This is a genomic window from Glaciecola nitratireducens FR1064, from assembly GCF_000226565.1.
GTDB lineage: Bacteria > Pseudomonadota > Gammaproteobacteria > Enterobacterales > Alteromonadaceae > Glaciecola > Glaciecola nitratireducens.
Window position 1 is genome coordinate 1726275 of sequence record NC_016041.1, and the last position, 12461, is coordinate 1738735.

Annotated in this window: 9 protein-coding genes and 1 tRNA gene; 6 read left to right on the forward strand and 4 right to left on the reverse strand. The window is 39.2% G+C overall.

Annotated features, from left to right (window positions below; translation table 11 throughout):
- Window positions 1-248 precede the first annotated feature (248 nt).
- The gene (locus GNIT_RS07465) at window positions 249-2582 is read left to right on the forward strand and encodes a BsuBI/PstI family type II restriction endonuclease (RefSeq protein WP_202945470.1); all 2334 of its coding nucleotides are present in this window, start codon (window positions 249-251) and stop codon (window positions 2580-2582) included.
- Between the two features lie 294 nt (window positions 2583-2876).
- Here GNIT_RS07465 and GNIT_RS07470 read toward each other — a convergent pair whose 3' ends face one another.
- Both GNIT_RS07470 and GNIT_RS07480 read right to left on the reverse strand, forming a co-directional pair.
- Window positions 2877-3851 carry a plasmid recombination protein gene (locus GNIT_RS07470; protein WP_014108564.1) on the reverse strand — a complete coding sequence of 325 codons (975 nt, stop codon included), beginning with the start codon at window positions 3849-3851 and terminating at the stop codon, window positions 2877-2879.
- 224 nt (window positions 3852-4075) lie between these two features.
- Window positions 4076-4426 (reverse strand): hypothetical protein, encoded by a 351-nt coding sequence (locus GNIT_RS07480; RefSeq protein ID WP_014108565.1) that lies wholly within the window; start codon window positions 4424-4426, stop codon window positions 4076-4078.
- Window positions 4427-4764: 338 nt separating this feature from the next.
- Between GNIT_RS07480 and GNIT_RS18530 the strand changes: the two genes are divergently transcribed.
- Entirely contained in the window at window positions 4765-6351 is a 1587-nt protein-coding gene (locus GNIT_RS18530; RefSeq protein WP_014108567.1) for a recombinase family protein, read from the forward strand.
- Here GNIT_RS18530 and GNIT_RS07485 read toward each other — a convergent pair.
- Both GNIT_RS07485 and GNIT_RS07495 read right to left on the reverse strand, forming a co-directional pair.
- A tRNA-Met gene (locus tag GNIT_RS07485) sits at window positions 6308-6384 on the reverse strand. The genes GNIT_RS18530 and GNIT_RS07485 overlap by 44 nt on opposite strands.
- Window positions 6385-6627: 243 nt before the next feature.
- On the reverse strand, window positions 6628-6930 hold the full coding sequence (locus tag GNIT_RS07495) for a 4a-hydroxytetrahydrobiopterin dehydratase (RefSeq protein ID WP_014108568.1): 303 nt from the start codon (window positions 6928-6930) through the stop codon (window positions 6628-6630).
- A gap of 384 nt (window positions 6931-7314) precedes the next feature.
- Here GNIT_RS07495 and rimP point away from each other — a divergent pair, with 384 nt between their 5' ends.
- The 4 genes from rimP to rbfA all read left to right on the forward strand — a co-directional run bounded on the left by rimP (window position 7315) and on the right by rbfA (window position 12447).
- Window positions 7315-7773 carry a ribosome maturation factor RimP gene (rimP, locus tag GNIT_RS07500; protein ID WP_014108569.1) on the forward strand — a complete coding sequence of 153 codons (459 nt, stop codon included), beginning with the start codon at window positions 7315-7317 and terminating at the stop codon, window positions 7771-7773.
- Between the two features lie 50 nt (window positions 7774-7823).
- Complete coding sequence (nusA, locus tag GNIT_RS07505; protein ID WP_014108570.1) at window positions 7824-9317, forward strand: transcription termination factor NusA; 1494 nt, start codon at window positions 7824-7826, stop codon at window positions 9315-9317.
- Window positions 9318-9341: 24 nt separating this feature from the next.
- The gene (infB, locus tag GNIT_RS07510; protein ID WP_014108571.1) at window positions 9342-11954 is read left to right on the forward strand and encodes a translation initiation factor IF-2; all 2613 of its coding nucleotides are present in this window, start codon (window positions 9342-9344) and stop codon (window positions 11952-11954) included.
- 97 nt (window positions 11955-12051) lie between these two features.
- Complete coding sequence (rbfA, locus tag GNIT_RS07515; RefSeq protein WP_014108572.1) at window positions 12052-12447, forward strand: 30S ribosome-binding factor RbfA; 396 nt, start codon at window positions 12052-12054, stop codon at window positions 12445-12447.
- Window positions 12448-12461 lie beyond the last annotated feature (14 nt).

Sequence of the window (12461 nt, forward strand, 5' to 3'; positions counted from 1 at the left end):
TTGCTTAGAAAGCGAAGTACGGTAAAAACTGTTAGAGCCAATTGGTACTATTTGATATCCTTCCTGTAACATGAGAATAACGCAATCAAGAGTAGTAAAAATTGTCAGCATTGGACCAGGTAGATATAATTAGGATAGAAGCGTCAAAAAAAATAGATCCTGCAAAGAAAGGAGCGCTCGGTCAATTTTTTACTCAATATTCAATTGCTCAATATATGTCTTCTTTATTTAGCAATATAAAAGGCAGTGTGGAATTACTCGACCCAGGCTGCGGACCATGTTCACTAGCAGCTGCTTTTGTCGATGAGACTGTTGCAAGGGGCGAATCTAGTTCTTTGCACGTGCATGCTTTTGACATCGAATTGGGAATGAATAATTTCATAGAGAGAAGTTTGAATGTTTGCAAGAGCTATGGCAGACAATCAGGTATTGCGATCAACACTACATACCTAAACACCGACTACATTCTTCATTCAACAGACCCAACAAACTTAAGTAACAACAAACAGTACACTCACTGCATTATGAATCCGCCATATAAAAAAATTAATTCTGCGGGCGCACACAGGAAAGCATTGCGAACTGTAGATATCGAGACAGTGAACCTCTATTCTGGGTTTGTTTCACTTGCACTGAGGCAATTGGTAGATGGTGGAGAATTAGTTGCTATTATTCCGCGTTCTTTTTGCAATGGGCCATATTACAAACATTTCCGCAGCTCGATATTAAGCAGTTCGGCGCTACAACATATTCACATTTTTGATAGTCGAAACAGTGCCTTTTCTAACGATGAAGTGCTTCAAGAAAATATTATTATTCATCTCATAAAAGGTGCTAATCAAGGCTCTGTAAAAATAACTTCAAGTCCTACAGCCGACTTTCATCTGGACAAATGCACAAACACTATCACGGCAACAGATATGACCACTAGAACCGTCGAGTTCTCGTCAATAGTGTACGCTAATGATGAAAATAAATTCATCCACATAGCTGCAAACAATAGAGACCAAATAATAATTAATAAACTGGCGGTATTTACAACATCTTTAGCTGAATTGAACATAGAGGTTTCAACTGGACCGGTAGTCAGTTTTAGAGCAAAGGATGAACTGAGACAGGAACTTGTGTCTGGGGCGGTTCCACTGTTATATCCACAGCACCTAGCTATGCCTTTAAAATGGCCGATCGTAAGTAAGCCTAACGCAATCATGGTCTCTAAAAAGACTGAAAAAAATTTATGGCAGAGTTCGGGCTATTATCTTTTAGTAAAGAGATTTAGTTCGAAAGAAGAAAAGCGAAGAATTGTGGGAACACTTTTTGACAACAGTTTACCTGAAAAACTCATCGGTTTTGAAAACAAATTAAATGTGTTTCATGCAGATAAAAAGGGAATGGATAAAACAACGGCCATTGGACTTTATGTTTATTTGAATAGCAGTCTATTGGATAAATATTATAGGTTGTTTGGAGGTCATACTCAGGTTAATGCGACTGATCTCAGGGCAATTAAATACCCATCTAAAAAGCAACTCGAGAATATAGGTGCTAATGCCATGGGTACTGAACTAACACAAAAACAAATTGATATTCTGATTGAAAGGGAATTAGCAAACATGAACGGACCGAATGATAATAATCCAATGACTAGCCAAAACAAAATAGATGAAGCGTTATCGATTCTTAAATCATTAGGAATGCCTAAGCAACAGCTTAACGAGCGTTCTGCTCTCACATTTTTATCTTTAGTAAACTTACATCCAAACGGCTCATGGCAAGCCTTAGAGTCTCCTCTCAGAGGTGTAACACCTATCATGGATTGGTGCAAAGACATTTATGGTAAGGAATATGCGGCAAATACGAGAGAGAACTTTCGCAGGCTGACATTGCACCAATTTGTCGATGGGGGTCTTGCATTATATAACCCAGATAAGCCTGCTCGTCCGGTTAATAGTCCAAAGGCGTGCTATCAGATATCGAAAGAATTATTAGATGTTTTGTCAATGTTTGGAACCGAACAATGGGAAAAGTCGTTAAAGAATTGGTTGAGCTTACGCGAAACACTTGTTGCTAGCTATGCAAAAGAACGGGATATGCACATGATTCCTCTGATACTAGACGATGGTACCGAGATTAAACTTAGCCCGGGAGTTCACAGTCAGTTGATAAGTGATATTATTACAGAGTTTGGGCCGCGTTTCGTACCAAGCTCTGAAGTTATTTATCTTGGAGATACTGGAGCAAAAGAAGATTTCTTCAAGAAGGATAGATTATCTGAACTAGGAGTGAAAGTTGATAGAAAAGGTAAACTACCTGACGTTGTTTTATACTGGGCTAAAAAAAACTGGTTGATACTCGTAGAGTCAGTTACCAGTCACGGTCCAGTCGACGGCAAAAGACATCAAGAATTAGCAACCCTTTTTGCAAGCTCTATCCCAGAACTCGTTTATGTCACTGCTTTTCCCTCTAGACAATTAATGACTAAATATCTATCGGTAATCAGCTGGGAAACGGAAGTCTGGGTATCAGATGCCCCTTCACATATGATTCACTTTAACGGTGATAGATTTCTGGGACCGCACTAGCGCTATCGTAAAGCGTTTACTTGAGTGAAGCCAAAATTATACTGAGCGTATCGTCTATTACGCAGTATAACTGATTAAGCTCATCTGAGAAATTTTGGATAAGTTGTCTATCTTTCTCATCTTCTGCATGAATCAAAAGCATTAACATTAAAATAGAGGATGACCTTAAATTGTCCAATATTAACCTTAATTCAGATTGTCTCATATTGTACCTAATTCCATAAATTGACTAACTATTTAGCCTACATGTGGTAGTTGACATATAAAACTGTGCTGAAGTATAGACGTTTAATTTTAACGGCTCCTTTTAAGACTTTTTGAGATGTTTTTATTGAGTTTATTTCGAAGTTCGCTTATTGCAAGAACACAGCGTTTTTCAACTGCATGTTTGAGTCTTTTTTGCATTTTTACAAGTTCGTTAATTTGAGAATTTAACCAATTATATTCATGTTTAACATCATTTAGTTTTGTTTTCGCATCCTCTAGCTCTTTGCTTTTATTGCTTAACTTCTGTTCAAGGCTTTCATTTCTGAGTCTTAATTTTTGGGTTTCTAAAAGTCTTTTTTGCAGTTGTTTTTTAACAAAGTCCTCTTTTTGTAAATGCTCTCGGCTAGTTATATCTTTAGAAACCCCCCTTTGAAACCCCAGTGGATGAAAGCACTCGTGACTTATGTCCTGAATTTTAACGAAGTGGGCATTTAATTTTGGAGTTTTTCCCTCTACTTTTTGTTTCTTCATTAAATGTCGTAATGGGCTTATTTTCTTCGTCAGATCATAATTCATAAATTGACAGTGAATGTGAGGGTTTCTTATGAACTTCGAGTCATCAAGTCCTGTGCTATCGCCAAAATAACCTTCGTCCAGATGCAAATCAAACCCACATATTTCGAAACCAAACTCCTTTTTGATGCTTTCACAATACTTTTGTGCGCATTTTAAAACTGCTTTTTTTGTTGAGTCTTTGCCGTAGCGCTTCTCTAAATATTCATACTGATCCAAGCTCAGCCAAAGAACGTGTTCAAAGAGCACATTATTGTCGCTTCTTACTTTCTTGCCGGTCAAAACTTTGTGCTTTTCACAAAGTATCTGTAAAGCTTCACTGCAAGATTGAGCTCCGTGGTAATAAATACCCGCATTGTCTTTGGAAAATTCGGTCTTAACATTAACTGACTTTGTAAAGCCATTCCTTAGGCTATGAGCATGATCTAATACTGCAAGAGCAGCGTCCTTTTTATAATAGTAAGAACTGACACCGACAAATTTATTCATATTCGTCTACTAATTCATTAGTTGTTTTATGGCATCTTGAAAACCCAGAGCAGTCAACTGGTTCATTAGCGACATTTGTCACAGTGCAAATCTTAAACGATGTTATTAGACTACCTTTCAAACCTCTTTCATCCATGTAGATTGAGTATTTGCATAACTGACATAGTTTTAATGCGCCGCTCATAATAAGGTTTTGCTGATTTTGAGTCAGACTTTTAATTCCGCTAATTTGAGACATAATCAAGCCCTTTAAATACTCTTGCTACTGAAAATTTAAACGATGAAATAACATCTTCATCGTCAAATATGAGATTCAAAGTTTCAGATAAATAACTTGTCGATCTAAGAAGTCGATGCTCCTCGTCACATAAGTTGTCAAACTTTTTGCTGATCATTGAAACGGTAATTTGTATTAGATGTTCTGCACACTCTAGTTTTTTGCTGTACAGAGACTGTTCAGGGTTATCATTTAAATCAGACACAACACCCAGCAACTTCCCGTAAATTTCATCTATGTTCACCGTGTTTTTTGGTAATAACAATTCTGCTATGTATTCTTCATCAACGTTAATCACTGCTCGCTCCTTTTCTCATATTGTTACAATATATTATATCATAATATATTGGCTTTTTTTTTTATGTTAATAAAAACACACCGCGAAGCGCGGCTTATCGAAGATAGGCTTTAGTGTGCTAAAACCTACTTGTGAACTAATTATTGACTATTTAAAACTATTGAAAAAACTACGATATAATATGGTAATGGGTAGGAGAAAATGGATGTTTAAATGTATATTAAGAGAACGGTCAACAGACATATTAACAACACAAACAATGCTAAATTAAATTTGTTTGTAAGATCTTTAGCTCAACAGGTTGCTAATGATGATCTTAAAACCAATGAGAACTTAAAGTGAGAGCGGTCATTTATGCTAGGTATTCCAGCGACAAACAAAATGTCGCTAGTATAGATGATCAAGTCAGAATTTGTCAGAATTTGGCTGAGAAAAATGGTTATGTGGTAGTAGATGTATTGACTGACGCTGCACTTTCAGGATCTGATTTGAATAGACCTGCGGTGCAGACACTTCTCGATAATTGTCATAAATATGATGTTGTGATTTGTGAAGCCATAGATCGACTTAGCCGCGATCAAGCTGATATGCCAACGTTATTCAAACACTTTGAGTATCAAAATGTAAAAATCGTTAGTGTAAATGAAGGACTAATAAACGAAATGCATATCGGGCTCAAGGGTACTATGAATGCAATGTTCTTGAAAGAGCTAGCAAACAAAACACGCAGAGGCCTAGCAGGTCGGGTGCTAAAAGGCAAATCTGGCGGAGGTAATTCATATGGTTATGATGTAATTAATACAATAAATGAAGATGGAACAATAACCAAAGGTGATCGAGCAATAAATAAAGAACAAGCTAAAATCGTCGAAAGAATTTTTTATGAATACACAGAATTAAACTATTCGGCCAAAACAATAGCAAAGAAATTGAATAAAGACGGCATAAAAAGCCCGAGTGGTGGCGAATGGTCGGCAAGTACAATTAGTGGTAATCGTAGGCGTGGTACGGGACTTATAAATAATGAACTTTACGTCGGAAAACTAGTTTGGAACAAACTAAAATATACAAGAAATCCAATAACGAAAAAGAGGGATTCTAGATTAAATTCGGAAAATGAGTGGGTCATTGCTCAAGTCCCTGATCTAAGAATCATCGATAATGAAGTTTGGCAGAAAACTAAGAACAAACTGAGAACATTAAGTCTCTTGAATGGTGCAGAACCAAAAAAGCGAGCTACTTACCTTTTAAGCGATTTAATTAAGTGTAATTCTTGTGGCGGCGGTTTCTCAATGATTAATAGTTCTCGTTACGGTTGTAGCACAAGTAGAAATAAAGGGACATGTGATTGTCGAATATCAATAAAGCGAGACCAGTTAGAACAGACAGTGTTAGATTTTTTCAAAGAAGAACTAATAACAGACGAGTTCATTGATTTATTTGTTAAAGAGTATAACTCTGAATTAGAGTCACTAAATAAAAATCAAAAAAAACATAAAACCGATAGGCTTCATAGAAAAAAAGAGTTAAAAAAACAACAGGAAAACTTGATTTTATCAATCAAAGAGGGTTTACCTTTTAATCTAGCAAAAGACGAATTGAGCAAAATCGAAGCTGAGTTGAATGAATTAGAAATCATTACAAAAGAAGTCCAAAAAAACAAAATTGATAACGATGGTTTAGCGAGTAAATATAAAAACATGATTAAATCATTAAGTGCAAGAGAATTAAAGCAAGACGCTCTTGTAACATTTAGAGGTTTAATTGAAAAAATTGTTTTACGAGAGATAAATGGTGTGTTGGGAGTAGATTTGTATGTTGACTATAGAGGCTTAGTACCAAAAAAAAACCGACCTGTTGTTTCCAACAGGTCGGATCGTGTGGTTGCGGGAGCAGGATTTGAACCTACGACCTTCGGGTTATGAGCCCGACGAGCTACCAGACTGCTCCATCCCGCGATTGTTCTGGTTTGAGACTTTCTTTCCCGTCTCAAGTGGTGCGTATTATACATAGCAAAAACTGCTTGGCAACTATAGTTTTATAGTTTTATTGAAATAAGTGCTAAGCGCGCAAATAACGCACAAAAACCGCCTAAATCGCCTTTTAATTGCGCTAATGGTGAATTGTCGTCCCCTATATCCACAATAAATATTTTCTGAACGCTACCATTAATACGTTTTTTGTTAGTTCCCTCACCGCAATTACTTAAATAGCTCCATTTTTTCGGCAAGTTTAAAATCGAGTTCGCTAATTCCGCCAGCGTCGTGGGTTGTTAGTTCTACATCAACTTTGTTGTAAACATTAAACCATTCTGGGTGGTGCTTTAGTTTTTCCGCCCAGATAGCAATTTGCGTCATCCAACCAAATGCTCTAATAAAACTTTTGAATTTAAAGGTTTTACATAATTTTTCATTTTTAATTACCCATTGTTCCTCGTCGCTCAAATTTTGATTCAATTGGGTCAGCGCGTCTTCAACTTGTGCTGTGGTGTATTTTTCTGGCATTTATTTTTCTCAGTTTTAAATAATAGATAGGGTTAATACATAGATAAGATTGGTATAGGTTAATCAAAATTTCAAGTAGTCGATGTAAATAGTGCAAAGCTCACATATATTTGCGTATATATAGCAAGAGAGTTATACTTGCACCAAGTTTTGAGGCGGGCTCCCTGCATATTCGTAAGTTATCGAGTTTAATTAGCTCAGTAATTTTCTGCATAGTAGCGTCTAGGTCAAGCGTCTGAAGGGCTGTAGGCATTTCGGGCACTAACATGAAGTATTTGTGAGCTCCGCTTGACCGGGGTTTTTTTGTATCTAGCGTTTAGTAAAATAAGCGAGATAGATTGAAGTATGGGCTACAAGCCCTTTTTTTGTTTCTGGAGTGTAAATTTGTCGCAACTTGAGCGAAAACTGACAGACATGCTAACGCCCCCTGTCGAGGCATTGGGCTTCGAGCTAGTTGGTGTAGAATTTGTAAGAGCAGGTAAACATTCGATTTTACGAGTGTTCATCGACCACGAAAATGGCATCGATGTAGATGATTGTGCGGATGTAAGTCATCAAATAAGTGCTGTAATGGACGTTGAAGATCCTATTACAACAGAATATAACTTAGAAGTTTCATCGCCCGGTATGGACAGACCGCTATTCAAGTCTGAACATTATGCATTGGTTGTCGGTGAGATTATTACAGTGAAGTTGTCGATACCACAAGATGGTAGACGTAACTTTAAAGGACTTCTATTGAAATGCGAAAATGACACCATTTTGATAAAAGTCGACAACGATGAGTTTTCTTTGGCAATTGCAAATATAGAAAAAGGCAATTTAGTGCCAAATTTTGATTAACTATTGGGGAGTGTTTGCTTCTTCTAGGAGCAATCTGTGAGGCTTATAAAATGAGTAAAGAAATTTTGTTGGTGGCTGAAGCCGTTTCAAATGAAAAACAAGTACCGAGAGAAAAGATATTTGAAGCATTGGAATTTGCTTTAGCAAGCGCCACTAAAAAGAAAAATGAAGGCGAAATAGAAGTTCGCGTTGCTATCAATCGCGAAACCGGTGATTTTGATACTTTCCGTCGCTGGTTAGTGACTGAAGATGATAAAGAACAAGAAAATCCGTACGCAGAAATGACAATTTCTGCTGCACAAATTGATGAGCCTGACATTCAATTGGGTGACTATGTTGAAGAGCAAATTGAATCAATATCTTTTGACCGCATAACAACACAAACGGCTAAGCAAGTTATCGTGCAAAAGGTACGTGAAGCTGAACGCGCTCAAATGATAGCGGAATATGAAGACCGTGTTGGTGAACTAGTCACAGGAACAGTGAAAAAAGTTAACCGTGATAATGTAATTATCGATTTAGGTAATAACGCTGAAGGCGTTATTTATCGCGATGATATGTTGCCACGCGAAACCTTCCGTCCAGGCGACAGAGTGCGCGGTTTACTTTACGTTATCCGTCCTGAAGCTAGAGGCGCTCAACTATTTATCAGTAGAACTCATCCCGATATGTTGGTTGAGTTATTCAGATTAGAAGTGCCAGAGATTGCAGAAGAAACGCTTGAGATTAAAGCGGCAGCTCGAGATCCTGGTGCAAGAGCTAAAATAGCGGTGAAAACTAACGACAAACGTCTCGATCCAATTGGCGCTTGTGTTGGTATGCGTGGCTCTCGTGTTCAGGCAGTGTCTGGCGAGCTTGGCGGCGAACGCGTTGATATCGTGCTTTGGGACGAAAATCCAGCATCTTTTGTTATTAATGCGATGGCGCCAGCCGAAGTTGCTTCAATCGTTGTAGATGAAGATTCTCATACAATGGATGTAGCTGTTGAGGCGGATAATCTTGCTCAAGCAATTGGACGCAGTGGACAAAACGTTCGCTTAGCAAGTCAGTTGACGGGGTGGGAACTTAACGTAATGACAGTAGAAGCACTAAATACTAAGCATGAAGAAGAAAATGCAAAAGTGTTAAGTGTGTTTACATCAGGATTAGATATTGATGACGATTTTGCATCGATTCTAGTAGATGAAGGATTCACTTCATTAGAAGAAATTGCTTATGTACCTGTAAGCGAGTTATTGGCAATAGATGGTTTAGATGAAGACATCGTTGAAGAGTTACGTGGCAGAGCGAAAGCTTGGTTAACAACTCGTGCATTAGCAAACGAAGAATCGTTGGAAGCATCTGAGCCAAAACAAGAATTACTCGACCTTGAAGGCATGAACAGACATGTTGCATTCGTTCTTGCGAGTAGAGGAATTACTGATTTAGAAGGGCTTGCAGAGCAAGGTACTGATGAGATTAGTGATATTGAAGAACTAGACGAAGAAACTGCGGGTAAGCTTATTATGGCTGCACGTAATATCGTTTGGTTTAGTGAAGAATAGGTCAACAGGGGGATAGTAAAGAATATGGCAGAAGTATCCATAGAAAAACTCGCCACAGATATTGGCACAACCGTTGATCGTTTGGTTCAGCAGTTCAAAGATTCTGGTGTAACGAAAGCCGCAGGTGAAGTAGTTACTGAGGAAGAGAAGAAAAAGTTGCTTGATCACTTGAGTAAATCTCATGGTGGTACAGGTATGGAAGCGCCGAAGAAAATGACTCTTCAGCGCAAGACGACCAGCACGATTAATTTAGGTAAATCTAAAGCAGTGAAAGTTGAAGTTCGTAAAAAGCGCACTTATGTTAAACGCACTGATATTGAAGAGCAGCGTTTAGCCGAAGAAGAAGCTGCGAAAGTTGCTGCTGAAGCGCAGGCGAAATTTGAAGCGGAAAAACAAGCTGCCGACGCAGCAAAAGCTGCCGCCGAAGAAAAAGTTGCGAAAGCAGCTGAAGCACGCAAAGCACAAGAAATTGAGCGCGCTGCCCGAGCTGAAAAAGCGAAGAAAGAAGCTGAAGAACGTAAGAAAAATGAGCCAACTATGTCCCCAGAGGAAAAGAAAGCTCAAGAAGAAACACGGTCAGAAGCAGAGCGTATTAAGAAGCAGCAAGAAGAAGAAATTCAACGCAAGCTTGAAGAAGATGCGAAGAAAGCTTCAGAAGAAGCGCGCAAGTTAGCTGAAGAAAACGACAAGCGTTGGAAGGAAGAAGAAGTACGTCGTAAGAAGCAAGAGGCTGAAGACGTTCATCTACATTCTAACCGCTACGCTCAAGAAGCCGAAGACGAGCAAGATATGCAAGTTGAACGCTCTTCACGTCGTCGTAAAAAGTCAAAGAAAAATGCGGGTGAAGATCTTAAGCATGGCTTTAACAAGCCTGCACAGCCAGTTGAACGAATTGTGAAGATTGGCGCTACCATTACCGTTGGTGAACTAGCTAGCCGTATGGCGAAGAAAGGCACTGAAGTCATCAAAGCGATGATGAAAATGGGTGAAATGGCGACAATTAACCAGGTACTTGACCAAGACACAGCAGTCTTAATCATTGAAGAAATGGGTCATAAGTACGAGCTGGTTAACGACAACGCACTTGAAGACGAGCTTATTGCTGATTCTTCAGCACAGGGCGATAAAGTTGCTCGTGCACCAGTTGTTACAATCATGGGTCACGTTGATCACGGTAAAACATCTTTGCTCGATTACATTCGACGTGCAAAGGTTGCTGACGGTGAAGCCGGCGGTATTACTCAGCACATTGGTGCATATAGCGTTGAGACTGACAATGGCCGTATCGCTTTCCTTGATACACCTGGGCATGCTGCGTTTACTGCAATGCGAGCTCGTGGTGCGACGGCAACAGATATTGTTATCTTAGTTGTTGCTGCCGATGACGGTGTAATGCCGCAAACAAAAGAAGCGGTTCAGCATGCTAAAGCAGCAGGCGTACCGTTAATTGTTGCGGTGAACAAGATGGATAAAGAAAGCGCGGATCCTGACAGAGTTAGAAATGAGCTGTCACAACTCGACGTTATTTCTGAAGAATGGGGTGGTGATCACCAATTCGTTCCGGTTTCAGCGAAAACAGGTTTAGGTATAGATGCTTTACTTGAAGCCATTTCTCTTCAAGCTGAACTGCTTGATTTGAAAGCGGTTGCATCGGGTCCTGCTCGCGGCGTTGTTATTGAATCTCGTTTGGATAAAGGAAGAGGCCCAGTTGCTTCAGTCTTAATTCAAGAAGGCGAATTGAAAGCCGGCGATATTCTATTATGTGGCGAAGAATACGGTCGTGTACGAGCTATGCGCGATGAGCACGGTCAAGAAATTAAGGTTGCGGGTCCATCAACTCCAGTTGAAGTTCTTGGTCTATCTGGTGTACCAATTGCAGGTGAAGACGCGCTTGTCGTTCAAGATGAGCGTAAAGCAAGAGAAGTTGCTGCAAAACGTCACACCAAACAACGCGAAGTTAAATTAGCGAAGCAACAAAAAGCAAAACTAGAAAACATGTTTGCGAACATGGAGTCTGGTGATGTGAGCGACTTGAACGTAGTCCTTAAGGCCGATGTTCAAGGCTCAATTGAAGCGATTGCTGAAAGCTTGATCAAACTATCTACCGATGAAGTGAAAGTCAACATTGTTGGTAGTGGCGTAGGTGGTATCACTGAAACCGACGCAAGTTTAGCTGCGGCTTCAAACGCTATCGTGGTTGGTTTCAACGTGCGTGCTGATGCTAGTGCACGCCGCATTATTGAAGCTGAAGAAATTGACTTGCGTTACTACAGCATTATCTATGAACTGATTGATGAAGTGAAACAAGCCATGAGCGGTATGCTTGCGCCTGAGTTCAAACAACAGATCATGGGTCTTGCAGAAGTTCGCGATGTATTTAAATCACCGAAGATTGGTGCAATCGCTGGTTGTATGGTTACCGAAGGTGTCATTAAACGTAGCAATCCAATCAGAGTACTTCGTGAGAACGTGGTAATTTACGAAGGTGAGCTTGAATCATTACGTCGCTTTAAAGACGATGTTCAAGACGTTAAGAAAGGTATCGAATGTGGTATTGGAGTTAAAAACTATAACGATGTTAAAGTTGGCGACCAGATAGAAGTATTCGAAATCGTTGAAGTCAAAAGAGAAATCTAAAAGACAACTTAACACAATAGAGAAACCAAAGACGGGGGCTATTAGCCTCCGTTTTTTTCATTATACAAATGATGTGTAATTGAATCAGGAGAAGAACATGGCGAGAGAATTTTCTCGAACAGATAGAGTAAGCCAGCAAGTTCATAAAGAAATTGCGAGTATCTTACAAAATGAATTTAAGCATCGTGAACCTCAAGTTGGCATGATCACGATATCGAGTGTAGAAGTTTCCCGAGATTTAGCACACGCTAAAATCTATGTGACTTTCTACAACAGCGATGAAGAAAAAATTAAAGACGATCTAATTAAGTTACAAGACGCGAAAGGATTTATTCGTAGTTTACTTGCGAAACGTATCCGCATGCGTGCTGTTCCTGCGGTGCACTTTTTTAGAGATGAATCCATTACTGAAGGTATTCGTATTTCTACGCTAGTAAATCAGGCTAGAGCTAAAGACGAGGCTAAAGCAAAAGACGCACCTGAAGACGATTAGAGACTAAACTTAAG

Coding starts and splice junctions, on each gene's coding strand:
- GNIT_RS07470 (WP_014108564.1), bottom strand. CDS start 3,851: ATGAATAAATTTGTCGGTGTCAGTTCTTACTATTATAAAAAGGACGCT.
- GNIT_RS07495 (WP_014108568.1), bottom strand. CDS start 6,930: ATGCCAGAAAAATACACCACAGCACAAGTTGAAGACGCGCTGACCCAA.
- nusA (WP_014108570.1), top strand. CDS start 7,824: ATGAGTAAAGAAATTTTGTTGGTGGCTGAAGCCGTTTCAAATGAAAAA.
- infB (WP_014108571.1), top strand. CDS start 9,342: ATGGCAGAAGTATCCATAGAAAAACTCGCCACAGATATTGGCACAACC.
- rbfA (WP_014108572.1), top strand. CDS start 12,052: ATGGCGAGAGAATTTTCTCGAACAGATAGAGTAAGCCAGCAAGTTCAT.